Genomic DNA, 23,458 nt, shown 5'->3' on the forward strand with positions numbered 1-23,458 from the left:
ATCCGTCGAAAAGCGGCGCTCCGCCTCACGCCGGAGCTGGCTCCGTGGTGATGGCGTCCTCGTGCGGCACGCACCGAGCGCCTTCCTCCTCCCCGGCCAGCGCCTGGCCGGCCTCCCGCAGCGCCGCCTGGATTTCCTGCGTCGCCGCCCGGGCGTTGTAGGTCCCGTGCGTCCGCAGCGCCTGGGTCAGGTCGTCATGGAGCGTCAGCGCGGAGGCGTACCGCTCCGACGGCGCGCGCCGCAGCAGCTTGTGGAAGATGGCGCGGAGGGGCTCGGACAGCGGCCGCGTCGCCGCCGCCACATCCGCCGGAGAGAAGGTGGCCGCTCGCAGTATCGTCTCCTCCGGGTCCACCCCCGCCCAGGCGCTTCGTGTCTGGTCGATGAGCGCACTCAGCGCCGCCGCCTCCCCTTCGGGCACCAGCGCCCACAAATCCTGGAGCAGCATCTGGTAGGCGCTGAGCAGGTGCGTCCCGGTAGCGAACTCCAGCAGCACCATGCCCAGCACGAACAAGTCCGAGCGCCCATCCTCGGGCTGGCCCAGCAGCGCTTCGGGAGCGGCCCAGTAGACTTCGCCCCGGGCGCCGGGCCGGCGCGTGGTGCGCGTCCCCGGCAGCCGCGCGGACGCGAGGCCGAAGTCCATCAGCTTCACCTGCCCATCCAGCCCCACGCGGATGCGGCCCGGGTCAATCGCGCGGTGGACGATTCCCAGCGGCGCGCCTGTGGCACTCCGACAGGTATGCGCATGCGCCAGCGCCCCCGCCACCTGGGCGCCCACGTACAACAGGAAGGGCTCGGAGAAGTGGCGCCCGCGCGCGAACGCCACTTCGAGCAGCGTGTTCAGCGAGTACCCCGGGACAGCCTCGGTGATGACAAACAGGATACGTCTGGCTTTGTGCGTGCCATGGACGCGGGCGATGTTCGGGTGCTTCAGGAAGGCCGCCAGCCGGACCTCCTCCTCCAACCGCTTGCGCGCCTCCTTCATGGACGCCGAAGCGGTCGACAGGGGCAGCGCCTTGAGGAGGACACGGCTGGCCCGTCTGTCCTGCACGCGCTTGTGGGCAAGCAGGAGGCGCTCGCCATGAGGCCCCGCGCCCAGGTCTTCCAGCAGCTCGTAGAGGGCCCCCTTGCGGGTGAAGAGCACCGTCCCCTTGGGGAAGACGTGGGAACGCGAGAACAGCATGGGCAGTCTCCTTCCTGGCGCGGGGGTGGAGACCGCGCGGAACCAGGCGGGAAACTACTTTCAGGTAGGCAAGGAGAGGAAGGACGTACAGGGTTGAGGATGCTTGCTTTCGCAACTCGGAAACAAAAACCACATTGACGGGCCACGTCAGCCAATCGGCGTCAAGTGGCTTTACATTCCACGCTCAGGGCCACTTCCCAAAGATGACGCGCGCGTTCTCCGAGTCCGCCATGCGCGCCGCGCCGGGCCGGGAGCCCACTGCCTTTTGCGCGCCACCATTGAGCGACAGCGACACGCAGACCATGGCCTCTTCCCCGTCCGGCCGCACCGCCCGGGTGTAGCGCCCCACCACGGTGTCGCCCGCCGTCCACACCCGGCCATGGAGCCGCGTGCCCTCCTTGAACCAGCCCGCCGGGTCGACAATCTCGGAAACAATCTCCCCGTCCCCCAGCACGATGAGACAGCCCCAGCCACGGATGTACTCACGCCCGCCACCAGCGGCCGCGCAGGCAGCCAGATCCTCTATCGAGGGCTGCGTCACGTCCACATGGAGCCCCAGGTGCTGGGTTTCCCGGATGCCACGGGCCTTCATGCTCCGGACGGCCTCCTCGGGGCAGCTCTGGGAGGAGGGCCGTACCTGCTGCGCGGGGCACCCCATGAGGGCGGCGGACAGGGCCGTCGCCCCTGCGCACTTCGCGAGGAAGGCGCGGCTGTGGGAACCCCTTGGCGACTTCTCGGAGGCGGGTGACGAAGGCAACGGGCGGTTGGAGGCACTCACGGAGGGATTTTCCTTCACGTCAGAAGACGACTGGGACGAAGACGCTACCGCACTGGCAAGGGGCTCGGGTGGGGAAGGGGGCGGCGCGAGTGGCCGTGGCGCGGGCCGCGCTCCAGCGGCGGGGGACGTGCTCGCGCGCCTGGGCTCAGCCTTGAAGGCAGACGCCGCGGGAGCAGTCCTCACGCCGCTGGGAACTGGCGCGGGAGGAGCCATGGATTCCGCCTCGGTGAGCGCCCCGTCATGGGCAAGCGCTGGACTTGCCTGTACCGGCGTGGGCACGGCGGCTCCTTTTGTAGGAGGCGCAGCGGAAGCAACTCCGGCATCCTCGGACGCGGGCGGCCCCCCCGCAGCGGTGGACGCCAGCCACGGGTAGGCGAAGGTGCCCGCGACCGAGAGCACCGTGAGGGCCAGCGCCAGCCCGAGCCACCTCCTCCCGGACAGCGCCGCCGCTGCCTGGGCCAGGGCGCCCCTGCCCACCGTCCTGGGCGGCTGCACGGTGGCCTCCCACGCCTCGCCACGCCGCTCGCCCAGCTCCTCCAGCGTCTCACGCATGGCCGCCAGCGCGGGGCGCCGCGCCTCCACGTCGCGCGTCGTCCACCTCGCCACCCACGCGCTGAAGTCCTCTGGCACGCGCGGGTTGGCCACGCGCGCGTCCGGCGGCGGCATTGAAGCGCTGTTGACGGCGATGCGCGGCGCCTTGCGCGCCTCCGCCGGAGTGGCCGGCTCCGCGTCCGTCAGCGCGTCATAGAGGCACACCGCCAGCGAGTAGAGGTCGTCCTCCGCCGGGAAGGCGTAGCGCGCCTCGGGGTTGTTCTGGTTCTCCTTGTAGAAGCTCACCGCCTCCGGTGAGCGGTAGCGCGTGGTGCCCGGCGGCAGCGGCGCGTCCGTCAGCCCATATGCCCCGGAGTACTCGCCCGCCCCCAAGTCAATGAGGACGGGCTCGCCGTCCACCTTGCGCACCATGATGTTGGAGAGGGAGATGTCGCGGTGGCGCACGCCCCGCTCGTGCATGTACTCCAGCGCGTGCGTCAGCTTCGCGAAGAGGCGCGCCACCTGCTGGAAGGTGGGGCGCTGGCGCTCAATCCACTCCCCCAGCGTCCAGCCCTCCACGTACTCCAGCACCAGGTACCCGCGCCCATCCTGCGTGCGCGACCACCCCTTCACCTTGGCGATGTACGGGTGCTCCAGGCGCACCAGACACACCAGCTCCCGCAAAAGCCTCTCATCCGAGCGGCTGTTGTCCAGGCTGAACTGGCGGTGCTTGGACACCTTGACGGCCACGGGCAGGCCCGCCCGCACGCCCCGGTATACGTCGCCGTAGGCGCCGCCGCCCTTCCACTCACGAATCCGGCAGCCGTCCAGGCGCGAGCCGGGCTTGAGGAAGCCAAAGAGGTTCAGCGTCGACATGGGCTGCCCTATTCTCCCACGGGGGTTCCGTCCTGGAGCGCCACGTCTGGAATGACCAGCGAAGCGCCCCCGCTGGCCGCTTCTACCACCAGCCGGTACGTGCCCGAGGAATTCCCAGCCGTCCAACCGAACTCCACCACGACACGGCCAGCGTCGCCGTGGAGAGGGGCTGCCGGCGCGAACCGCACGGCGCGCGCCGCCACGCGCTGGCCGGTGACGGCGTCCTCCAGCCAGGCCCTGCCCGGACGCCAGGGCTTGCCGGTGGCATTCGCGACTCGCGCTTGGAAGACCACCCATTCCGCCGCCAGGAAACGGGTGGCGAATTTCACCCGGACGTTCGCGGCATGGTCCTGACGGGAGGAATGGAGCCGGGCCACCGCGACGCCGCCATCCTCTACCTGCCGGGACAGCACCCAGTCCGCGGGGCCCTTCGTGGCGCCGCGTTCGCGCTGGGCGGCCAGGGCCGCCTCACAGACGGCGCAGCGCGCCTCCAGCTCCGCCAGCCGGACGCGCAGCAACTCCGGTGCGCTGGCCTCCCGGAACACCCGCACCTGCGCGTCCACCACGTCGCCCGGCGTGCTGAGCTGGAAGAGCGGCGCGGCTTGCGCGGACGCGTCGGGCAGTGGCACGCGCAGCGTCACCGGCTCGCGCAGTTCCTCCAGCGCCCGGAGCGTCAGCGAACGCTCGCCCCTGTCTAGGATTTCCACACGCGTCCCGTCGCTCAGGACAGCGGCGCCCGCGTTGATGGGCATGTCGAAGGTGAGCGTCGTGGGGACCGTGGTGGAGACACGGACGGCCTCGGCCTTCGCGGCGAGCGCCACGTTTCGCATCTGGAGCCTGGGCGACAGGGCACCTTCCGCCGCCGCCACCGAGGGAAGGACCAGGAGCGCCAGCAAAGAGAGATGTCGTGACGGGAAGCGAACCCACATGCGGCGACGCTAACAGACCTCCGCTTCGGCCCTGCTGCCGTCGTCCAATGTGTTGCGGGCTGCTGCGTGCCAGCCGTGCGCGACGTGGAAACCGTGGGCAGGTCTTCCATGACGCCGCCCCATCCAGGATGATGGACGCGTGACGCAAACAGCACATCTCGACGGGTCTGTCGTGCCTGCTTGCCATTGCATCGCTGTGCGGCGGCAGAAGCGCCCGCCGAATGGGACGACGCCCACAACGCGGCACTTCCCGAATGGAAACACCGTTGCATTCGGGACTATGGTGACTGCGCGGAAGATGGATGGGCTCCTGTCACGACTGCCTTCGCTAATGCGAAGGCCAGCAGAAATGGCCAGCGGACAAGTGCTATCCGACGGGGAAGTAACGCATGAGCCATGAACTCGACTGGAACCCCATTCGCGCGCTCGCGCGGCGCGTGCTCCACCACGGGGAGCCGTTCGCCGTCACGGATGATGTGCGTGACCTCTTGAGGCGTACCGCTTCCGAAGTGGGCATCAGCGATGCCGATGCCATGCGCGCACTCACGACGGAGGCGGGCGCACTGGACCTCTTGCGCGAGTCCTCGCGGCGCATTGGCGAGGGCTCGGACCGGCTCATGGATGCGCTTTATCGGGCGAAGCGCTACCGGTTGGCCGGTGACTTCGACAGCGCCCGCCAGGAAATGCGCGATGTGCTCGCCGTCGAAGTGGTGCCGCACTACCGCGAGACGGCACAAGGCCAACTCGAAGACCTCGACGACGAGCCCTGAGCGACAACGGGGCCGCGACGGACGCCGCGCCCCCGCTCACCCGGAAGGCAAGCGACGAGGTCCCGATGACCCCGGTGCGCCGCTCCGGTACTCCTGGGGTGGCTTCCTCCGAGGCCCAACCTTCTGCCATGGTGGAGGGCCGTTTTTTCCGCTGGAGCGCACCATGAGTCGCCGTCTCGGCCCCGCCGTCATCCTTGGCTCGGCGCTGCTTCTGGGCAGCGCCTGCAAGAAGGCAGAGGACCCCGCCCCCGCGCCCTCCGCCACGCCGCGCACCGAGCCCACCCCGGGCTACACGCTGTCCTTCCTCGAAGCCGCGTCGCCCTCGGGCTGTACGTGGGTTCGCCACGAGTCGTCGGGCACACGCAAGCCGCTCGCCACCGTGGACGCGGGGTGTGAGCGGCTCAAGCTTGCCTGGGGGCCGCGTGGCCGGCAGGGCCTGGTGGTGGACCGGGGCAACGGCGAGCTGCCCCCGCGCGCCTGGCAGGTGGACTTCGAGTCCGGCCAGAGCACCCGGCTGCTGCTGCCCGAGCTCGGCCACACCGACACGCTGGGCTTCGACGAAGCAGGTCACATCGTCGCGCTGGTGTCACACCTGGAGGACCTGCCGCGGAAGATGGACAGCGGCCGTGAGTACTTCTTCTTCGACGGCAAGCGCTTCTTCCTCCCCGAGGCGGATGGCAGCCCGGGCCTGGCGCACGCGTACCGCCACGAGGCCGGCCAGTGGAAGCACCTGGAGACCGTGGCCACGCTGTACGAGATGGACGGCGCCCTGGGCACGGAGGCCCTGACCACCGCCAGCCGGCTGACGTCCTCCACCTTCAGTCAGGACGCGGACCGGCTCGCCGAGTCGGCGCTGGAAGAAGGCAACAAGGACGCGGCGCGGCTGGACGCGGTGGTGAAGGACCGGGGCCACACGGCCTACGGAAGGTGGGTCTCCATGGAGACGCACCAGGGGCCGCTCTACGCCTGGGAAGCCGCGGGCGAGCTGCCCACGCTCATGCTCCCGCTGCGCTGGGAGGTGAACGACCGGCTGGTGGCGCCTGAGCAACTGGCGCTCGCGCCCACGTCGGCCGTGGCGCTGCGGATGCGCGGACGCCTGCTGCTGGTCTCCGCCGAGCAGGCCGCCCGCCTCTACGACGCGAAGACGAAGAAGCGCATCGCCGCGCTGGAGAACGTCCACGGCGCGCGCTTCTGGCCCCAGCAGCGGACCGTCACCGCGGCGGCGCCCACCGGCGCGGTGACGGCGCCGTAGCGCCCCGCGCGGCGCGCTACCTGCCGAAGCCAGTGATCGCGCCCACCAGCGCCACCACCGCGTAGGCGGCGAAGAGCAGGCCACAGGAGAGCAGCGGCACCGCCAGGGCGCCCAGTGCCGCGGTGCCCCAGGTCGTGCGGTGCATGCTCCGATACGCGAAGATGCGCAGCCCCAGGGCCCACAGGGGCGCGCCATACATGCCACAGAAGGGAATCAAGCCCATCAGGTAGGGCGACATCGACAGGGCATTGGCGCGCAGGGTGACCTCGAAGGGCTGACCGGTGCCGTCCATCCGGAACACGACGTGGTCCAGCGCGGAGTTGATGAGCGCGACGAGCATGCCCATGACGGGCGCCATCACCATCATCGCCCCGAACACCCCAAGCCCGACCAGCCGGAGCTTATGAACGGAGACGTTGTCGCCCTCTGTCATCGCCGACGGGATGGCGAGGAGGATGGCCAGGTAGACCAGCGCCGTGGTGAAGGAGGCGGCCAGGTTGGACAGCGCCGCGAAGCCCAGGGAGCTGCCCACCGAACCCTCCGGCCGCGCACGCTCGAAGGTGGCCGTGGGGCGCAGCATCACCGCCACACACGTCTGCCAGTACGCCCGCGGCGTCCCCAGCTCAGCGCGCCGGTCCCACGGCAGGGCATCCGCGGGCACGCGGTCATGACACGCGGCGCACAGGGGCTCGTCGCGCGCCCCCTTCCGAAGACACCGCGCGCACGCGAAGCTGCCGCACCGGCCACACGCATGCAGGCTGCGCAGCTCCGGGTGGACGGCACACACGGGGTCGGCGGAGCCTGGCGTGGCCTCCTGCAGAAGAGACGCGCCGCACCACGCGCAGCTCTGCGCGCCTGGGACGACAAAGGACTGACAACGGGGACATGGGATGCGCATACGTGCTCCCATCCTCGCATGGGTGCGCGCCGGGGAGCGCGAGCGTCGGCACCTCTCGCTTTCGCTCCACACCACTCCCGATTTAAGGGAGAGCGCATGCACCTGCCCGGCCTCGTCTCCCTCCTCCTGCTGTCCGCGCCTGTCCTGGCCGCCGAGCCTCCGGCGCAGGACCCGAAGGCGCTCGAAGCCGAAATCCAGCGCGACATGGAAGCCTTCGAGAAGAACATGGACCGCGGCACGCCCATCCCCTGCGGCCACCCGCCGATGCGCCCCGAGCGAATCAGCGGGGAGGACCTCCAGTTCGACCCTGCGCGGATCACCCACCTCGACGACGAGGAGTCCACCTACCAGATGACGTGCACCTTCAAGCTCGACGGGAAGGTGACGGGCTGCCGGATGATACGGCCGGGGATGGGCCTGGACGCCAGCCAGCGCAAAACCATCAAGGCCTGGCGCTTCAAGCCCGCCCACTACAAGGGCAAGCCCATCGCGACGACCTGCACCGTGTCCGGCAAGCTGACACCACGGTCGGCGAACTGAGCCCGCTCCGCCAGCGACAGGCGCTCCGGCGGTAACGCTCACTTCCCCGCGGGCACCAGCCCGTGGTCATCCGGCACGGGGCCGCTGGCGCCCGGGGCCACGGGGACGTCGGGTGCCGGGGCCACCTCGGGCTTCGGCGCCTCGCGCGTCCGCTTCGCCTCACGCAGGGCCCTGCTGGCCGCCGCCTTCCGGCCCAGGCGCTGCTCCCGCTTCGCCAACGCTTCCCAGAGCTCCGGCGCCTCCGGGTGCAGCGCCACGCCCGCGCGCAGCAGGCCCGCCGCCACCGCGGCGGACTCCGCGGTGAAGAGGCGCCTCAGGAAGTTCCGGGGCGCGAGCGCCAGTGCGCCCTGCGGCGTGGCCACGGCCTCGCGCAGGTGCGGCAGCACCGCCTCCTCCGGGTTCGCCGCGAGCAGCGCCTCGACCAGGGCCCAGCGCGCATCCAGGCCCCGGGGCTGCAGCTCCACCGCCCGCTCCAGCCAGCGCCGCCGCGCCGCGGGCTGCCTGCGCCAGGCGAAGCCCTCCGCGATGCGCAGCAGCTCGTCCGAGTAATCCGGGTGGAACCCCGGCGACGCGGCCACGGACTCGCGCAGCGCGGCCCAGTGCGCCTCCGGGTTCTTCTCCTCGTCCAGCCGCAGGCGTTGAAGCGCGGGCAAATGCGCGCGCTTCCAGTTCGCGGCCAGGCGGAGCACGTCCGCGCGCAGCGGCTCGCCGATGCGCGCCGCTTCGGGCACCTGCTTCGCGTCACCCGCGGCCAGATAGTCCTCGAAGAACGCCAGCGGGCCTTCGAGTGTGTAGGCCATCAGCCGGTCCGCGCCGTGGACCTTCTCCAGCGTGCGGGCCATGTGCGCGCCCACGCGGATGAAGAGGGCGCGCAGGCGCGGGTCATGCCCGCTTCGGACGCGCTCCAGCGCCGCCCGGGTGTCCCGGCCAACCTCCTTCCGGTTCAGCATCGCGGACACCTGGGCGAAGGCGCCGGGCAGGTCCGTCTCCTCTGGCAGCACGCCCGGGCCGCGCGTGGCCCACTGGTGATAGGCCAGCCCATAGCTGGCGACGCGGCTGAGCCCTTCATGCACCACGGCGTCCACCGGGTCCGCGACGTAGGCATCGCGGCGGGTGTTGCCCTCTTCCAGCACCTGCTCCATCAACCGGATGGACAGCCGGCGCATGCGCCGCGCCTCGCCCTCCACGTTGGAGGCCAGGGCAATCACCGTGTCCTCGGCGGGGAGCATCATCAGCAGCGTGGTCGTCTCGTTCTGGCCGCCCGCGTGGGCCACCACGTAGCGGCCGCGCAGCGGATACGTGGCGAAGCCCATGCCGTAGTCGGTGAGGCGCCCGTCGGTGGTGGCCATGGACGTCTGCATGCGGCCCATCGTCTCGCGCGACACCAGGGTGTGCGCCAGCACGGCGCGGCCGAAGCCCAGCATGTCCCCCACGGTGGCGCGGGTGCCACCACCGGCGAAGCGGCTGGACACGTCGAGGAAGCGCGACGGCTTCAGCGCCGTGCCCTGGACGCGGTAGCCCTTGGCCTGGTGCGCGTCCCGCGTGGCGGTGATGTCCAGGTCCGCGTTCGGCATGCCCGCGGGCTTGAAGATGTGCTCGCGCAGGTAGTCGCGGTAGGACTGGCCGGAGGCCGTCTCCACCGCCGCGCCCAGCAGGTTGTAGCCCCACGTCGTGTACAGGTAGCGGGTGCGCGGCTCGAAGGCGAGCGGCTTGCCCGCGAAGACGGCGATGGCCGCCTCGGTGCTCACCGCCTTCGTGTTGCGGGTGGACGCCACCCCGTCATAGGTCGGCACGCCGCTCACGTGGCCCAGCAGGTCCCTCACCGTGACGGGCCACTGCCTGGCCGGATAGTTCGGCACCAGGGTGGAGATGTCCGCGTCCAGGCTCAGCTTCCCCTGCTCCACCAGTTGCAGCACCGCCACCGCCGTGAAGGACTTGGTGACGGACGCCATGCGGTACGTGGTGCGCGGCGTCGCGGGCAGCTTGCGGCCCACGTCACGGTAGCCATAGGCGCACACCCAGCGCTCCGCGCCGCGAATCACGCCCACCGACAGCCCCGCGACAGGCCCCCGAGACAGCTCGGCCCGGACGACCGCGTCCAGGGCGCCGCGCACTTCCTCGGAGAAGGCCCGAGGGGACTGCTCGGCGTCGGCGCTGACGGCCTCGCACACGGGCTCCAGCGCGGCCCGAGGCGCCGCCAGTGACACGGACCCCGCGAGCCCCAGGAGCACCGCGGCTCCATACCGTACGAACGCGAGTCTCATGGCGTGGCCTCCGCGCTGGGCTCGGACGCCCCGGAGGGCGCGGCGCCCGCCCCCGGCGGCATGGGCATCAACGCCGCGACACCGCGCGCGGGCGGCGGCGTCTCCACATAGGCGCGCAGGAGCGCGTCGGTGACCAGGTGCCCCAGCACGTCCAGGCCCTCGCCGCGCGGGTGTACCAGGTCGTCATGCATGTAGCCGGACGCATGGAAGCGCGCGAGCGCGCCCGCTCCGCCCATGGCGGCGTAGAAGTCGAAGAAGGCGCACCCTTCGGCGAGCGCGACCTCCCGCTCGGCGGCGTTGACCGCCTCCAGTGAGGGACGCTGCGACAGCGCCTGGGCCTTCGCGCCGGGCCCCTTCACCGCGTCCATGGGCCCCACCAGCAGGCACGCGCTGCCGGGCGCCGCCGCCCTTGCGCGGCGGAGCAGCGTCCGCAGGTCCGTGCGCAGCTTCTCCATGTCCAGGCGCTTCCATTCGATGCGCTTGGACTCGTTGCCCCCCAGGAAGAAGACGAGCAGCCGGGGCGAGCGCTCCGCGAGCTGGGACGTGAGCGTGGCGCCGTCCACGCGCGCATAGAGGCTCGCATCCGACGAAGGCACGCCCAGCGTGTCCAGGACGATGCCGGGCCGCGCGTGCTGCAACACCACGCCCTGCACCACCGCGCCCTGCCGCTCGGCCACCACGTCCAGCGTCTGTGCGTCCTCGGGCAGCTCGAAGTGGGTGGCGCGCGACGCGCCGCTCCCCGTGGGCTCGGTCCGCGCGAGCAGCTCGCCGCCGCTGGAGATGCTGAGCGCGCCCGCGTCTGGCACGTCCAGCCACCACAGCGTGCCGCGGGGTTCGCCGTCCAAGTTGAAACGGCTGCGGGCCTTGGCGCGCGTGGCCACGTGATACACGCCGGTGATGCCGAAGGCGTGCGGGGGCGCGCGCAGCTCGCCCAGGGTGCGCGCCTGCCAGCCACTGCTGCTGGCGCTGGTGCGGCCTCGCCCGCCGTAGGGGGCCATGCGGTCCACGAGCAACACGCCCCGGCCCCCGCTTCCGAACGCCGTGACCAGGTCGTCGCGCAGGACGTCCACGATGCGGTCCCCGGCAATCAGCGAGTTGCCGAACGCCTCGATGACCACGGGGCGGGTCTCGGACCCCGAGGCCAGCGCATCCAGCGCGGTGAAGAAGGGCGCCAGCGCCGTGCGCGCGCAGCCATTCCCCAGGGGTGCCACGCAGGGGTCTTCCATGCTCGCCCCCGGCGCGCCCAGCTTCTCGGCCAGGGCCTGGACCTCGGCGGTCCGCTCGGGGCGGACAGGCACCCGCCGGCGAAGCGCTGGCGCGGCGGGCGACCGCGGCGGCTCCACGGGGCGTGCGACCGGTGCCTCTGGCGCGGAAGCAGGGGGTGCGGCGGCGCGAGGCGAGGACCCGATGTCACAGGCGGTCAACAGGCCACCGAGCAGGACCGGGAACCAGGTCCGCCGGCCGCTCCGCCCGACTTCCGAATGCGTCATGTAGGAGGCAGCGTAGACGAAAGCTCCTGCGTGCGCATATTCCCCGCCGGCGGCTCCCCGCCTGCTGGAGGAGCAGCCCCGAACATCGTCCCTTCACATGCGCCCGAGATACCCCAAATTATCCGCTCCCTCTTATGGAGAAACGGAACAACAGGGTCGCGAACTGGACGCGGTTGCACCGCCGGTTTGGCGACCACGTGCGCAAGCTCCGGACGTCCCGGGAGCTCACGCAGGAAGCGCTCGCGGAACGCAGCGACCTGTCCGTGGACGCCATCCGCCGGATTGAGCGCGGTTCGTTTTCTCCGTCCCTGGACACCCTGGGCAAGCTCACCAAGGGGCTCGACGTCTCCTTGAAGACGCTCTTCCAGGGCTTCGAACGCGAGCGCTCCAACGCCGTGGCGGAGATCTGCGACTTCCTGTCCGTGCGCTCGGGCCGCGAGGTCGAGCTGGCCTGGCGCGTCATCCAGGCCATGTTCGAGGAGCGCTGAGCCCGCTCCCGCCCCGTCACGCTCTCATCACCCTGCGCAAGTACACCTGGATTCGCGGCCCATGAAGGGCCGTGACCTGGCTGTCTTTCACAGGAGCAATCATGAACACGCTGACGAAGTTCCTCGCGGGTGCCTCCTTCCTGTTCGCGCTCACCTTTGCCCCTGGCGCGCAGGCGCAGCAATGCTACGAGGTCTGCGACTGCTCGAAGCCGTGCAACACGCTCTGCATGGATGGCGACGAGCGCTCCAGGTGCGGGACCGCGGGCCTCTCGTGCGTCGGCAACTGCGCGAAGAGCGACCCTCGGGCCTCCGCGGGCCACAAGAAGGCGTCCGACGGCGCCGCTCCGGCATGTGACCAGCAGCAGGACGACAAGGCCTCGGAAGAAGCCGAGAGCTGAGCCGCACAGGGGTTCCCAGGGGGTCAGGACACGCCCACCCGTCCTGGCCTCCGGGGCCGCCACCCACTCGCCGAGTCCTTTTGAGAGCACGCCGACCCCGGTGGTAGCGTGCGGCGCCTGATGACCGCGCTGATGAATCGAATCGCGAGCCTGCTGTGGACCCTGGCGGTCCTCGTGGTGGTGGGCGGCGTCGGCCTGTGGGCCTACCGGCACGCGTCGCTGGGCGCCGCCCTGCTCCTCCAGGAAGGCGGCGGCTACCTCCAGGGCGTGCTGTCGCCGCTGCTCGCGGGCAGCGTGGCCCTGGCGTTCGGGCTGAGCTACACCTCCGGCGTGGTGGCGCGCCGCGCCCGGCACCGCGCGCCCCGGCCGAAGCCCCTGCCCAAGGGCCCCAGCATCTCCCCGCTCGAGGTGCTCACCCACGACACGGCCACCGCCGTCAGGACCCTGCTCAAGGAGCTGGGGCAGCGGCTGCGCCGCATCGCCGCGAAGCCGGACCCGGACATCATCGCCTTCATGGGCCAGTTGATGGACGGCGCCATCCGCCTGGGCGCCAGCGACATCCACATCCATCCGCTGGAGTCGGGCACGCGCATCGCGTTCCGCCTGCACGGCGTGCTGGAGGAGGTGCTCTCCTTCCCGCGCGAGCACCACTCGCGGCTCATCAACCGCGTCAAGGTGCTCGCGAAGCTGGCGCTGTACGACCTGGACAAGCCCCAGGACGGGCACTTCCCGTGGACCACGGACGACGGGCCCGCGGACATCCGCGTGTCCATCCTCCCCACCAACCACGGCCCCGCGGTGGCGCTGCGCATCGCCCGCACTGGCGTGCGGCTGCCCCAACTGCCCGCGCTCGGCTTCCCCGACGCGTTGCTCGCGAAGTACCAGGAGCTGCTCGCGCTGCCGCAGGGCCTCATCCTGGTGGCGGGCGCCACCGGCAGTGGCAAGACGACGTCGCTGTATGCCTCGCTGGGCCACATCCAGCAGTCGCGCGGCGAGCTCACGCGCATCGCCACCATCGAAGACCCCATCGAGTTCGACGTCCCCCTCTTCGCGCAGACGCAGGTCAACGCCGCGCAGGGCTTCACCTTCGCCCAGGGCCTGCGCGCGGTGCTGCGGCAGGACCCCAACGTCATCATGGTGGGTGAGATTCGCGACTCGGAGACGGCGCGCACGGCCATCCAGGCGGGCCTCAGCGGCCACCTGCTGCTCAGCACCATCCACGCCAACTCCGCCGCGGGCGGGTTCAACCGCTTCATCGACATGGGCGTGGAGCCCTTCCTGCTCGCCTCGGCGACAGTGGCCACCCTCTCGCAGCGCCTGGTGCGCAGCCTCTGCCCCCACTGCCGCGCCCCCCTGCCCCTGACACCCGAGGAGGCGGTGCGGCTGGATGCCGCCGGAATCCGGCGCGGGAACTTCTTCGGCCCCGTGGGGTGTGAGCGCTGCGAGGGCAGCGGCTACCTGGGCCGCACCGCCCTCTACGAGATGCTCGTGGTCTCCCAGGGCATCCGCGACGCCATCAACGCCAAGGTGCCCAGCTCCCGCATCCAGGAGCTCGCGGTCCAGGAGGGCATGGTGCCCCTGCTGGCCGCGGGCGTCGAACGCGCACGCACGGGCGACACGTCGCTGCGCGAAGTGTTCCGCGTCGTTGGCGGCTGAGCCCTCTCCCCAGGAAGCGACCTCACGTGAACACCCCTCCCTTTCCCCGCGGCCCCGTCACGGATGCGTCATCCGACAACGAGGCCTGGTCCCAGTCGTTGATGGGACGCACCGAGGAGCTGGCCCACCTCCAGGCGCAGACGTCCCCGGAAGCCGAGCCCGCCGAGCCGCCCACGGCCCAGCCCGGGCTCGGTGTCGTCGAGGCGCCCCGGAAGCGGACCTTCCAGCCTCCGCCTCCTCCGCCGCCTCCCAGCCCGCTGGCCGCCGTCCTCAAGCTCTGCGGCGCCGCCGCGGGCCTGCTGGCCGCGAGCCTCCTCGTGCTCCCCGCGCTCCGGCAAGCCGGCGAGCCCCCCGTCACCCCGGAGGAGGTGGCCACCCCCCGCCCCGAGACGACGCTGGCCCCGAGCTTCGACCCGCCCTCGGAGGTCCCCGAGGGAGAGGTCCGCGAGCAGCGCGCGTTCATGGAAGGCGCCAGCCTGCTCATGGTCGACTCCGCTCCGGCGGGCGCGACTGTGTCTGTGAACGGTCGAACGGAAGGCACCACGCCGCTGTCGGTGACGCTGGAGTGCGTGACAGACGCGCCGGTTACGGTGAAGCTCACGCGCCGAGGCTTCAGCTCCCTGGAACACACGCTCTCATGCCGTCAAGACACCATGACCCAGCTCTTCGGAAGGCTGCGCAAGGGGAAGAGCGGCTCGAAGCCGTGAGCACCGCGTCCAACACCGTGCTCGTCGTGGACGACGACGCCGACATCCGGGAAGCCGTCCAGGACATCCTGTCCTTCGAAGGCTACGCCGTGGCCCAGGCTGCCAACGGCCAGGAGGCCCTGGCGCTGCTGTCCGGGCCCCACGCGCTGCGGCCGTGCCTCATCCTGTTGGACTTGATGATGCCCGTCATGGACGGCGAGGAGTTCGTCGGCCGGCTTCAGCAGGAGCAGCGCCTGGCGGAGCTGCCCATCATCCTCGTCACGGCGAGCGGCCGCGCCCAGCTCCCCGGGGTCCGCGCCATCCTCAAGAAGCCCTTCGACATGGACGTGCTGCTGAGCGCGGTGGGCGAGCACCGCCACTGACAGACGTCCCTCTTCAGGAGCGCCGCGCGCCCGTCAACATCGCGGCCACCTGCGGGTCCAACTGGAAGGACTCGAAGAAGCGGTCCGCGTCCTGGGGCGGCTTGCCCTCCGGGTGCAGCAGCAGCTGCTGGTAGAGCCGGGGCCCCACCAGGAAGAAGCGCCCGCGCAGGTGGCGCGGGCCGGACACGCCCTCCACCTCCCAGCCCGGGAAGCCACTCAGCACCAGCGGACGCGCGGACAACCCGGTGGCGCCCAGCGCCTCCAGCGCCCCGTGGCTGGCCCGGGCCACCACGTCACGCGGATCCGCCTGGGACACCGCGGCCTCGGGGAAGTCCGTGTAGGAGACGTAGTAGGCGGTATCCACCTCCGGCCGCACGGCGATGAAGGTGTGGAGTGTCACCGCGCCGACATCCGTCTCCTGAGAACGGCGCTCCTCGCTCACCGGCCCGGGAATCGCGACGGAGAAGCCCCCTTCCGTGGACTGGACGACAGGCTCGGCGGCCCGCGGAGCTTCGGGCTTCGCGGCGGCGGTCGGCGCCTGCTGGCGGGAGGCACACGCCCCCAGCCCTCCCAGGGCCAGGAGGGCGGCGAGCGGCGCGGCGCGGCGCGAAATCTTCATAAGGTCAGGCGACTCCTGAAGGTTGGACCCCGAAGGTACGTCGGGCCTCGCGTGAACGCATCCGCCGTCTCCACGCGGACGCGCGCCATGCGACGCTTCACGCCCACCTGGGGGCGGCCCTCAGTGCAGGGTGTCCTGGGAGGACGTCGGCCCCGCGCCCTCTTCGGAATGCCGGGCGGCCTCGGCGGCCACGGCCAGCCGCACACAGAAGACGGAGCCCTGGCCGGGCTGGCTCACCACGTCGATGCTGCCCCCGTGCCCCTCGACGATGCGCCGGGCCACCGACAGGCCCAGGCCCACGCCCGGGGCGCGCTGACGGGCGTTGCCGGCGCGCTGGAAGGGCGCGAAGAGCAGGCGCCGCTCCTCCTCGGAGATGCCGATGCCCTGGTCCGTCACGCACAGGACAGCCGTGTCCTGCTCGCGCCGCACGGCCACCTCCACGGTGCTGCCCGCCGGCGAGTACTTCAGCGCGTTGCTGATGAGGTTGTGGAGCACCTGCTCCAGCCGGGCCGGGTCTGCCCGAACCGGCACGGGCACGTCCGGCAGGCTGAGCCGGAGGCCATGGCCGGTGTCGCCGGAGCGGTAGAGCTCCACCACCTCGCGGGCCAGCTCCCGCGCGTCCCGCAGCTCCGGGCGCAGCTCCAGCCTGCCGGCTTCGATGCGGGTGGCGTCGAGCAGGTCGCCCACCATGCGGTCCAGCCGCTCCACCTGCCGCCCCACCAGGGCCAGGGTGCGGTCCATGCGCTCGGGCGTGAGCTGGGCGCGGCCGCGGTCCGACAGGGCCGTGGACAACTTGAGGGCGGACAGCGGATTGCGCAGCTCGTGCGCCACGCCCGCGAGGAACGCGAGCTGCTGCTCCTGCTGATGGGTCAGGCTGTTGGCCATCTCGTTGAAGGTGCGAGCCATGTCCCGCAGCTCGGTGGGCCCGGCCTCCGGCGCCCGGGTGCGCTTGCTGCCCGCGCCGAAGCGGCGCATGGCCTGGCTGATGTCCCGTAGCGGCTGGAGCGCCACGCGCCGCAGCAGCACGCTCACGACGAGCACGCCGAGCAGCAGCGAGCCGCAGAGCACCACGCCCACGAAGTCCGCGAGGGTGTTCCACCGCTCCGACTCCGAGCGGGCCATGCGCGCGCGCTCCACGTTGAGGGCGATGACCTGCTCCAGGCCATTCAACGCGGCGTCCAGCGCCGGGCCCGCCTCCCGCTCCGCGCGCACCAGGTCCCGCTGGGCGGAGAAGTAGGCATCCACGTCCTCGCGGACCTCGTCGAGCCGCTCGCGCTCCGCCGCCGTCGAGGCGATGCGCCGCAGCTCCCCCATCTGCCGGTACAGCGAGGCCTCCAGCTCGAACCGCGGCAGCCCGTCCGGGCCGCGCGGCACCCGGGCGGGACCTTCCCGGACCATCCGGTCGTGCGCCAGCAGGCCCACCTCCAACTCCTCGGACACCCGGATGCCCTCCACGGCGACCCCCAACGTCGCGGCCGAGCGGTCGAGCACGCTCGTCAAGACGATGAGCAGGGTGGCGACCGCCAACGTCATCAACGTCAGCACGCCCATGGTGGCGGCGAGCCAGGAGCGCAGGCTCATGGCGCCACCCCAGGCGGGACGAGGAACAGCTGGGACACCGGGCAGACCCGAAGGGACCTTCACTTGCGCTCCTCACGGGGTTCTCAGGCACGAAGGCCGCCCCCATTCCTGAGAGAAGCAACACGGCCAGGGCCCACGGGATTCGCGGACCGGATGGCAAGCGGGCACGCCGCGCCAGTTCCCCGAAAGCGGACGTCACCGGAGGGCGCCAGCCGTGCTAGGGAGGAGCGAGACGCGGTCGGCGAGCCCCCTGGCCGACGAGCGAGAGGCCTCCATGGACATCATCTCCCAGCCCGTACGCACCCTGAAATTCGATGGCTTCTGGCGCTGGCTCCAGGAGCACACGCACTGCATCCTGCGGTGCGGCTCCGTGGACGCCATGCTGTATGACCACGACGACTTCCACTGGGCCCTCCTGGAAGAGGAGCGCCAGCACATCGTGCAGGTCCTCAAGGGCAAGGTGCTGGTGGGCGAGCTGGTCATCCCCGGCCGCGAGGTGACGGAGGTGAATGTCGCCCCCGACCCGGACACGGGTGCCCAGGGCCACTTCCTGGTCGAGCTCATGGGCGGGCCGAAGGAAGACCCGCAGGCGCTCTACCACTTCATCATGGCGCACGGCATCGACCCGGCGCCGGGGCACAAGGACCTCAAGCACTGAGGACGGTGCGCTCGATGAGCGTCACCGCGTCGTCCGTCCCGCTGACGTAGGGCCGCTCGCTCCGAGCCGGGCAGGCACGGGCGAGTCCGGCGGCACGCGCCACCAGCGCCTCCACGGAGCCCGCCCGCTCCTCGGGGCGCAGCCGCAGGGCCTGCCTGTCGTAGAGCCGGGGCCGCGCGAGCGCCACGAAGGGCGTTCCGGTGGCGCGGGCCTCCTGCACGGTGTTGTACCCGCCCGCGCCGACGAGCACGTCCACGCCAGGGAGCACCGCCAGCGCGGGCCACGTGGACCTGCGCAGGGCCAGGCCCTCCTCCAGGGAGGCCTCCGCCCGCCTCCCCTGCTTCGCGCGCGGCGCGGACGCTGGGGCATCCATCGCCGCTCCGGGCGGCACCAGCCACCGGACCACGGCGTCGGGGCCCAGCGTCGCTTCCAGCCGAGCGGCGATGTGCCCCGCCTCGCCCACTTCCTCGGGAGTGCCACAGCCCATCACCGCCACCAGGGCGCGCGTGTCCTCCGCGGGCACGCCCAGCCGCGCGCGGGCCTTGTCACGGGGCAGCAGCTCGCTGGCGCGCAGGAGCAGCCAGGGCGCGGTCCTCACGGCGCGAGGATGGTTGGCGAAGGGCGCGGCCTCACCGGGGACGAGCAGCAGGTCGAACGCGTCCACCGCCCGCGCCAGGCCGTACTGCTTCACGTACGTGGGGTTCACGTCGCGGTGAATCAGCACCTTGCGCGCGCGCACGGATGGCAGCAGCGGCGCCAGCTCGCCCCCGAGCCCCCGGGGGAAGGTGTCCACGACGAACAGGTCCGGGCGCACGTCCTCCAGGCACTGCGCCACCACTTCGCCCACGGCCTCGCGCCCCAGCGCGGGGTTGAGCCGGAACACCTCGACACCCGTGCCCAGCACGTCCTCCAGCGGGAGCCCGCTCGCGAACGGGCTGTTGGTGAGCAGGACGACGGTGTGCCCTCGGCGAGAGGCCGCGCGCGCCAGCGCGGAGGCACGGGTGAGGTGCCCCATGCCGCCTCCCAGCGCATAGACGAGCCAGCGGCCAGCCATCAGCTCCCGCCCATGTCCTCCTCGAAGGAGGCGTCGTCCTCGTGGCGGAGGCTCTCGCCGTCAGCCTCGGTGAAGTCGTTGGCGTCGTGGGCCCTGCCGCGCCCCGACGTGGCGGCGGCGCCGTAGTACCCGTAGTCGTCGTAGTAGTAGCTCGGGTGGTCCTCGTCCACGCCGTCCTCGTCGCCGGCGGGGTCCTCGTGTTGCCGCGCGCACGTCGCGCAGAGCAGCTCCGCGCCCACCGGCATCACGTGCTGCTCACACAGGGGCATCGCGCACCGCATGCACGTCATGGCCGCGGCGCTCCCACAGCCATGGGAGAACAGGAAGCCCACGTTCGCCTGGCAGAGCAACCCACTCATGGCTGGACAGGCCCTGGGGACGGCGGCGCCTGGAGGTGGAAGAGCAGCGCCATGCGCAGCGGCAGCTCCAGCGCCTCGAAGGCGAGACACGCGGCGGCCTCCGCCGCCAGCAGCGACCTGGTGGCGAGCAACGTGCGCCCCTGCGAATCACGCAGGGACACCTTGCCTTCACGCACCTTCACGCGGGCCACGTCCGCGCCAGCGCCGTCCTGGATGCGGGCGCCGTCGTCCTCCGGCCACACGGAGTACAGGAGCGTGCCCTTCATGTCGTTGAGGCGCCAGCCCGCCCCCTGCCGCGCGAGCGTGAACAGCACCTGCCGCTGCTCGCCATCCCGCACGGTGAGCGCCCCGCCCGCGGAGCCGACGACATACCCCCGCGCCACGTCATCCGGGCCGGAGACCTTCAGCGCCGCGCCCTTCCACTTGTAGCGCGCCAGCTCGCGCTCCTCGCCATCCACCAGCTTGGCGCCGTCATCCTTCGGCTTGAGGGAGAAGCGCTCGCGGCCGGCGTCATCCTTGAACTTGAGCTTGCTCTCGAGGCCCTTGACGTCCGCGGCGACGACGGGGGCCGCCTGAGCGCGAACGGCTTGCGGCGCCTCGGCGTCACCGGACTTGGAGCACCCGGCGGCGCCCGTGAGCGCGACCAGGGAACAACAGAGAAGGAACCGGCCCATACCCATCATCACGAAGCCTTCGCCTGCCGACGCAGGTGTCTGGAGTAGTTGAGGACCTGGTAGAGGCTCAGCAACATCATCACCACCGTCTTCGGCGCATCCACCGCGTTCGACGGGATGGCGGGGCCGGCGTCCCAGTCATTTTCCACGAGGGTGCGCAGGAACATCCGGTCCTCGCCCAACTGGAGCTTGTCGACGGCGACGCCGTCCGGCAGGCGCATGGCCTGGCGGGCCTCCGGCTCCAGCAACACCAGGTCCGGATGACGCTCCGCCTTCACGCGCAGCTGGGCCTGGAGCAGCGCCCAGCTCTGTCTCCGGTGCTTCGTCTTGTACTTGCCGCTGCTGCTGCGCCGGGTGCGCGACCGCTTCTCGAGCCGCTGCACCATGGCGATGCGCAGGTGCGTGCCGTCCAGCAGCCGCGTCTGGAGGGTGAACCACGGGTCGGCGAAGTTCTCCGCGTTCCAGCCGCTGGGCGTGGTGTGCTTGCCGAGCAGCTTCGCCAAGCTGTCCACGGGCGTGAAGTCGAGCACCAGCTTCACGGGCGCGTCAGGGCCGATGTCACGGCGCAACCGATGGAGGACCAGGGAGGCCAGCGTGTATCGCCGGTTCTCCAGGTCGAGGCGCCGGAAGCGCAGGTACACGACGAAGCACCCCACGGTCCCCGCGAGCAGCGCGAGTCCCGCCCACAGCGTGAGCTGCGGCGCGAGCGCGCCCTCGGGCCCCTCCTCCAGCGTCGTTCGAAAGATGAAGATGATGACGGCGGCGGCCAGGCATAACAGGGCCGACTGTCCCCAGCTCCGCCGCGCTTGCTCCACCTCCACGTCCAGGAGGCGCAGCCGCTCCAGGTCTTCCCTCAGCTCCCCGACGGGGCCGCTGCACCTGTAGACGCGTTCCTCGCGGAAGCGGTCGATGTTGAAAGCCACGGTGAGTCGCGCCCCCTCGGCGGTACGCAAGAAAGGGAAGCGTAAGGGCCCGTGCCGTAGGGGTCAAACCCTCCTGTGATAGCAACGCGAGTGTGTCTCCCCCTCCCGGCACCGGCATCGTCTACGCGTCGTTCGACCGCTTCCCTTCGCCCAAGGGCGCCGCGGTGCACATCCGGGCCTTCGTGGAGGCACTGGGCGCGGCCTTTGGCCAGGTCGACCTGGTCGCGCTCCGGGACAACCCCAGCGCGCCCACCGGGCCGCTCGCGCTGGCGGAGGGCGTGACGTACCACCCGCTGGAGTCACGCGGGAAGGACCTGGTAGCCCAGGCGCTGTCGTTCCGCTCGCACCTGGCGGCCTGGTGGCGCGGACGGCCGCGCGCCTCCGTCGTGCACGTGCGCTCCATCTTCGAGGGCTACCCCGTCGCCTGCCAGAAGGAAGCGCTGACGGACGCGCTCGTCTTCGAGGTGAACGGCCTGCCCTCCATCGAGCTGAAGTATCACTACCCGGACGTGGCGGATGACGCGGAGCTCTTGCGCAAGCTGGTGGCGCAGGAGGACGTCTGTCTCTCGCGCGCGGACCTGGTGGTGACACCGAGCGCGGTGACGGCGGAGTACCTGGTGACGGCACGAGGCGTGGAGTCCTCGCGCGTGCGGGTGATTCCGAATGGCGCCGACCTGGAGGTGTTCCGGTACGCGCCGCCGCGGCCACTGGAGCCCGGGCGCCCCATGCGGCTGCTGTACAGCGGGACGATGACGTCCTGGCAGGGCGTGCACCATGCCATCGACGCCTGCCGCCTGCTGCGGCGGGAGCTGCCCACGGTGTTGACGCTGGTGGGGCCGCTGCGCCGGCACACGCGGCGGGCGCTGATGGACCGGTGCGGTGACCTGCTGCTGGAGGGCGCCGTGGAGCTGTTGGAGCCCCTGCCCCAGGCGGAGCTGGCGGCGCTGCACCAGGCCTGCGACGTGGTGCTGGTGCCCCTGCCCTTCAACGACCGCAACTGCGTGCAGGGCTGCTGCCCGCTGAAGCTGCTGGAGGCCATGGCCACCGGGACGCCCGTGGTGGCCAGCAACCTCCCCGTGGTGAGCACGCTGGCCGCGCCGGACGAGGTGATGTTGATACGGCCGGGCTCGGCGAAGGCGATCTCCGAGGCGGTGAAGGCCCTGCGGGCGGACCCCACCCTGGGCCTCGCGATGAGCGCGAAGGCACGGGCGCGAGTGGCGCGCGACTTCCCGTGGAGCCGCGCGGGCGAGGCCCTGGTGAGCGCTTACGAAGAGCGGCTCGGGATGGCGCGAGCCAGCACGCGACGGAGCACCTCCGCCTCCGCGTGAGCCTGAAAGCGCTCCTCGATGCGCTGGCGGGCGGCGGCGCCTATCGCGGCGCGCTCTTCGAGCGGCAGGGAGAGCACGTCCAGGCACGCCTGCCCCAGGTGATTGAGCAGGGCCTTGGAGACGATGAAGCCATTGCGTCCGTCATCCACGGCCTCGGGGATGCCGCCGGCGTCGCTGGCGATGACGGGCCGGGCGCAGGCCATGGCCTCCAGCAAGGCGTTGGGCATGCCCTCCCACAGCGACGGCTGGAGGTAGACGTCACACAGGCGCAGGTGCGCGGCGATGGCCTCCGGTGTGTCCAGCGGCCCGGAGATGAGGATGCGCGCGGCGTCCTCGGGGTGCTCGGCGCGGAAGGCGACCAGGTGCTCGGCGTCGCGCGGCCGCACCTCGCCGATGACGAGCAGGCACGCGGGCCGGGCGCGGCGCACCGAGGTGAGCGCGGAGAGCAGGAAGGGCAGGCCCTTCTTGTGCCGAAGCTCGCCGGAGAAGCCGAGGACGGCCTCGTCGGGCGCGATGCCCAGCCGCGTCCGGAGCGCCGGGTCCGCGGGGCCGGGTGAGAAGATGCCGGTGTCGACGGCGTTGGGGATGACCTCCACGGTTTCGTCCCGCCCCAGCAGCATGCGCATCTTCCGGCCCAGGTCCGCGGAGGCCGCGGTGAGGACGCGGGCCCGTTGCAGCGTCCACAGCAGGCGCGCGAAGTCGCCCGGGGGGAACGTGAGCTGGTCCACGTCGTTGCCCCGGGCGCTGACGGTGGAGGCGATGCCCACGGACTCGGCGAAGGCGACGGCGAGGAACCCGGGCGGAGACAGGTAGTGCCCCCACACCAGGTCATAGCGATGCTTCGCGTGCAGGTAGCCGAGCACGTCGAGCGTGTGCTGCATGGACAGGTCCGTGCTGCCGAACAGCCCCAGCCGGTGGAGCGTCACGCCGCGCGCGAAGGGTGAGACGTCCCCGGCGTCCTCCACCGTCTGGAGCGCGCCTGGCGCCGCCGTGCGCGTCCAGGCCAGCACGTCCACCCGGGCGCCCAGCTTCACCAGCGCGCCCGCGGTGCGCGCGCCACTGCGGGCCAGGCCGCCGATGTCGGGAGGGAAGCGTTCAGCGATGAGGAGGATGCGCGGGCTGGCGGACATGGCCGCGCAACGC

General features: G+C 71.6%; 23 protein-coding genes. 10 read left to right on the forward strand and 13 right to left on the reverse strand.

Going from position 1 to position 23,458, the window contains the following annotated elements; translation table 11 throughout:
- Positions 1–25: 25 nt before the first annotated feature.
- The 3 genes from KGD87_RS25035 to KGD87_RS25045 all read right to left on the reverse strand — a co-directional run bounded on the left by KGD87_RS25035 (position 26) and on the right by KGD87_RS25045 (position 4,294).
- The gene (locus tag KGD87_RS25035) at positions 26–1,180 is read right to left on the reverse strand and encodes a serine/threonine-protein kinase (protein WP_284663132.1); all 1,155 of its coding nucleotides are present in this window, start codon (positions 1,178–1,180) and stop codon (positions 26–28) included.
- A gap of 184 nt (positions 1,181–1,364) precedes the next feature.
- Positions 1,365–3,365: a serine/threonine protein kinase gene (locus tag KGD87_RS25040; protein WP_284663133.1), complete on the reverse strand. Its 2,001-nt coding sequence runs from the start codon at positions 3,363–3,365 to the stop codon at positions 1,365–1,367.
- Positions 3,366–3,373: 8 nt separating this feature from the next.
- On the reverse strand, positions 3,374–4,294 hold the full coding sequence (locus KGD87_RS25045) for a DUF2381 family protein (protein ID WP_284663134.1): 921 nt from the start codon (positions 4,292–4,294) through the stop codon (positions 3,374–3,376).
- Between the two features lie 389 nt (positions 4,295–4,683).
- Here KGD87_RS25045 and KGD87_RS25050 point away from each other — a divergent pair, with 389 nt between their 5' ends.
- Both KGD87_RS25050 and KGD87_RS25055 read left to right on the forward strand, forming a co-directional pair.
- Complete coding sequence (locus tag KGD87_RS25050) at positions 4,684–5,064, forward strand: DUSAM domain-containing protein (protein WP_284663136.1); 381 nt, start codon at positions 4,684–4,686, stop codon at positions 5,062–5,064.
- Positions 5,065–5,227: 163 nt separating this feature from the next.
- Entirely contained in the window at positions 5,228–6,316 is a 1,089-nt protein-coding gene (locus tag KGD87_RS25055; RefSeq protein WP_284663137.1) for a hypothetical protein, read from the forward strand.
- A gap of 16 nt (positions 6,317–6,332) precedes the next feature.
- Here the strand turns inward: KGD87_RS25055 and KGD87_RS25060 are convergent, their stop codons facing one another.
- Positions 6,333–7,103 carry a YIP1 family protein gene (locus tag KGD87_RS25060; protein WP_284663140.1) on the reverse strand — a complete coding sequence of 257 codons (771 nt, stop codon included), beginning with the start codon at positions 7,101–7,103 and terminating at the stop codon, positions 6,333–6,335.
- Positions 7,104–7,310: 207 nt separating this feature from the next.
- Between KGD87_RS25060 and KGD87_RS25065 the strand changes: the two genes are divergently transcribed.
- On the forward strand, positions 7,311–7,754 hold the full coding sequence (locus KGD87_RS25065) for an energy transducer TonB (protein ID WP_284663141.1): 444 nt from the start codon (positions 7,311–7,313) through the stop codon (positions 7,752–7,754).
- A 38-nt stretch (positions 7,755–7,792) separates the two neighbouring features.
- Here the strand turns inward: KGD87_RS25065 and KGD87_RS25070 are convergent, their stop codons facing one another.
- Both KGD87_RS25070 and KGD87_RS25075 read right to left on the reverse strand, forming a co-directional pair.
- Positions 7,793–10,018, reverse strand: coding sequence for a serine hydrolase domain-containing protein (locus KGD87_RS25070; RefSeq protein ID WP_284663142.1), 2,226 nt, complete (start codon positions 10,016–10,018; stop codon positions 7,793–7,795).
- A complete protein-coding gene (locus KGD87_RS25075) occupies positions 10,015–11,361 on the reverse strand; it encodes a GDSL-type esterase/lipase family protein (RefSeq protein WP_284663144.1) in 1,347 nt (448 codons plus the stop codon). The genes KGD87_RS25070 and KGD87_RS25075 overlap by 4 nt, the downstream gene beginning before the upstream one ends.
- A gap of 344 nt (positions 11,362–11,705) precedes the next feature.
- Between KGD87_RS25075 and KGD87_RS25080 the strand changes: the two genes are divergently transcribed.
- The 5 genes from KGD87_RS25080 (at position 11,706) to KGD87_RS25100 (ending at position 15,119) form a co-directional block, all read left to right on the forward strand.
- Positions 11,706–11,996: a helix-turn-helix domain-containing protein gene (locus tag KGD87_RS25080; protein WP_368671062.1), complete on the forward strand. Its 291-nt coding sequence runs from the start codon at positions 11,706–11,708 to the stop codon at positions 11,994–11,996.
- 101 nt (positions 11,997–12,097) lie between these two features.
- The gene (locus tag KGD87_RS25085) at positions 12,098–12,394 is read left to right on the forward strand and encodes a hypothetical protein (protein WP_176421379.1); all 297 of its coding nucleotides are present in this window, start codon (positions 12,098–12,100) and stop codon (positions 12,392–12,394) included.
- 132 nt (positions 12,395–12,526) lie between these two features.
- Positions 12,527–14,050, forward strand: coding sequence for a GspE/PulE family protein (locus KGD87_RS25090; RefSeq protein ID WP_284663148.1), 1,524 nt, complete (start codon positions 12,527–12,529; stop codon positions 14,048–14,050).
- A gap of 26 nt (positions 14,051–14,076) precedes the next feature.
- Positions 14,077–14,757 (forward strand): PEGA domain-containing protein, encoded by a 681-nt coding sequence (locus tag KGD87_RS25095; RefSeq protein ID WP_284663149.1) that lies wholly within the window; start codon positions 14,077–14,079, stop codon positions 14,755–14,757.
- A complete protein-coding gene (locus KGD87_RS25100) occupies positions 14,754–15,119 on the forward strand; it encodes a response regulator (protein ID WP_176424966.1) in 366 nt (121 codons plus the stop codon). The genes KGD87_RS25095 and KGD87_RS25100 overlap by 4 nt, the downstream gene beginning before the upstream one ends.
- 13 nt (positions 15,120–15,132) lie before the next feature.
- Here KGD87_RS25100 and KGD87_RS25105 read toward each other — a convergent pair whose 3' ends face one another.
- Both KGD87_RS25105 and KGD87_RS25110 read right to left on the reverse strand, forming a co-directional pair.
- Complete coding sequence (locus KGD87_RS25105) at positions 15,133–15,738, reverse strand: tudor domain-containing protein (protein ID WP_284663151.1); 606 nt, start codon at positions 15,736–15,738, stop codon at positions 15,133–15,135.
- 120 nt (positions 15,739–15,858) lie between these two features.
- The gene (locus KGD87_RS25110; RefSeq protein WP_284663152.1) at positions 15,859–17,319 is read right to left on the reverse strand and encodes a HAMP domain-containing sensor histidine kinase; all 1,461 of its coding nucleotides are present in this window, start codon (positions 17,317–17,319) and stop codon (positions 15,859–15,861) included.
- Between the two features lie 274 nt (positions 17,320–17,593).
- On the opposite strand from KGD87_RS25110, the gene KGD87_RS25115 reads away from it, so the two are divergent.
- Complete coding sequence (locus KGD87_RS25115; protein WP_163783216.1) at positions 17,594–17,977, forward strand: serine/threonine protein kinase; 384 nt, start codon at positions 17,594–17,596, stop codon at positions 17,975–17,977.
- Here the strand turns inward: KGD87_RS25115 and KGD87_RS25120 are convergent.
- The 4 genes from KGD87_RS25120 to KGD87_RS25135 are packed head-to-tail and all read right to left on the reverse strand — an operon-like array spanning position 17,967 to position 20,987.
- Positions 17,967–19,031: a hypothetical protein gene (locus tag KGD87_RS25120; RefSeq protein ID WP_284663157.1), complete on the reverse strand. Its 1,065-nt coding sequence runs from the start codon at positions 19,029–19,031 to the stop codon at positions 17,967–17,969. The genes KGD87_RS25115 and KGD87_RS25120 overlap by 11 nt on opposite strands.
- Entirely contained in the window at positions 19,031–19,390 is a 360-nt protein-coding gene (locus KGD87_RS25125; protein WP_284663159.1) for a hypothetical protein, read from the reverse strand. The genes KGD87_RS25120 and KGD87_RS25125 overlap by 1 nt, the downstream gene beginning before the upstream one ends.
- Entirely contained in the window at positions 19,387–20,076 is a 690-nt protein-coding gene (locus KGD87_RS25130) for a hypothetical protein (RefSeq protein WP_502887960.1), read from the reverse strand. The genes KGD87_RS25125 and KGD87_RS25130 overlap by 4 nt, the downstream gene beginning before the upstream one ends.
- Complete coding sequence (locus tag KGD87_RS25135; RefSeq protein WP_284663163.1) at positions 20,073–20,987, reverse strand: hypothetical protein; 915 nt, start codon at positions 20,985–20,987, stop codon at positions 20,073–20,075. Before KGD87_RS25135 ends, KGD87_RS25130 begins: the two co-directional genes overlap by 4 nt.
- Before the next feature lie 92 nt (positions 20,988–21,079).
- On the opposite strand from KGD87_RS25135, the gene KGD87_RS25140 reads away from it, so the two are divergent.
- A complete protein-coding gene (locus KGD87_RS25140; RefSeq protein WP_284663164.1) occupies positions 21,080–22,315 on the forward strand; it encodes a glycosyltransferase family 4 protein in 1,236 nt (411 codons plus the stop codon).
- On the opposite strand, the gene KGD87_RS25145 is transcribed toward KGD87_RS25140, so the two are convergent.
- A complete protein-coding gene (locus tag KGD87_RS25145) occupies positions 22,252–23,445 on the reverse strand; it encodes a glycosyltransferase (RefSeq protein WP_284663166.1) in 1,194 nt (397 codons plus the stop codon). The two genes, KGD87_RS25140 and KGD87_RS25145, sit on opposite strands and share 64 nt — an antisense overlap.
- Positions 23,446–23,458 lie beyond the last annotated feature (13 nt).

The organism is Myxococcus sp. SDU36 (genome assembly GCF_030168875.1).
Taxonomy (GTDB): Bacteria; Myxococcota; Myxococcia; order Myxococcales; family Myxococcaceae; genus Myxococcus; species Myxococcus vastator.

Excerpts from the sequence above, each read along its gene's own strand:
- KGD87_RS25035 (WP_284663132.1), bottom strand. The coding sequence starts at position 1,180 with ATGCTGTTCTCGCGTTCCCACGTCTTCCCCAAGGGGACGGTGCTCTTC.
- KGD87_RS25040 (WP_284663133.1), bottom strand. The coding sequence starts at position 3,365 with ATGTCGACGCTGAACCTCTTTGGCTTCCTCAAGCCCGGCTCGCGCCTG.
- KGD87_RS25045 (WP_284663134.1), bottom strand. The coding sequence starts at position 4,294 with ATGTGGGTTCGCTTCCCGTCACGACATCTCTCTTTGCTGGCGCTCCTG.
- KGD87_RS25050 (WP_284663136.1), top strand. The coding sequence starts at position 4,684 with ATGAGCCATGAACTCGACTGGAACCCCATTCGCGCGCTCGCGCGGCGC.
- KGD87_RS25055 (WP_284663137.1), top strand. The coding sequence starts at position 5,228 with ATGAGTCGCCGTCTCGGCCCCGCCGTCATCCTTGGCTCGGCGCTGCTT.
- KGD87_RS25065 (WP_284663141.1), top strand. The coding sequence starts at position 7,311 with ATGCACCTGCCCGGCCTCGTCTCCCTCCTCCTGCTGTCCGCGCCTGTC.
- KGD87_RS25070 (WP_284663142.1), bottom strand. The coding sequence starts at position 10,018 with ATGAGACTCGCGTTCGTACGGTATGGAGCCGCGGTGCTCCTGGGGCTC.
- KGD87_RS25085 (WP_176421379.1), top strand. The coding sequence starts at position 12,098 with ATGAACACGCTGACGAAGTTCCTCGCGGGTGCCTCCTTCCTGTTCGCG.
- KGD87_RS25090 (WP_284663148.1), top strand. The coding sequence starts at position 12,527 with ATGAATCGAATCGCGAGCCTGCTGTGGACCCTGGCGGTCCTCGTGGTG.
- KGD87_RS25105 (WP_284663151.1), bottom strand. The coding sequence starts at position 15,738 with ATGAAGATTTCGCGCCGCGCCGCGCCGCTCGCCGCCCTCCTGGCCCTG.
- KGD87_RS25110 (WP_284663152.1), bottom strand. The coding sequence starts at position 17,319 with ATGAGCCTGCGCTCCTGGCTCGCCGCCACCATGGGCGTGCTGACGTTG.
- KGD87_RS25115 (WP_163783216.1), top strand. The coding sequence starts at position 17,594 with ATGGACATCATCTCCCAGCCCGTACGCACCCTGAAATTCGATGGCTTC.
- KGD87_RS25120 (WP_284663157.1), bottom strand. The coding sequence starts at position 19,031 with ATGGCTGGCCGCTGGCTCGTCTATGCGCTGGGAGGCGGCATGGGGCAC.
- KGD87_RS25125 (WP_284663159.1), bottom strand. The coding sequence starts at position 19,390 with ATGAGTGGGTTGCTCTGCCAGGCGAACGTGGGCTTCCTGTTCTCCCAT.
- KGD87_RS25145 (WP_284663166.1), bottom strand. The coding sequence starts at position 23,445 with ATGTCCGCCAGCCCGCGCATCCTCCTCATCGCTGAACGCTTCCCTCCC.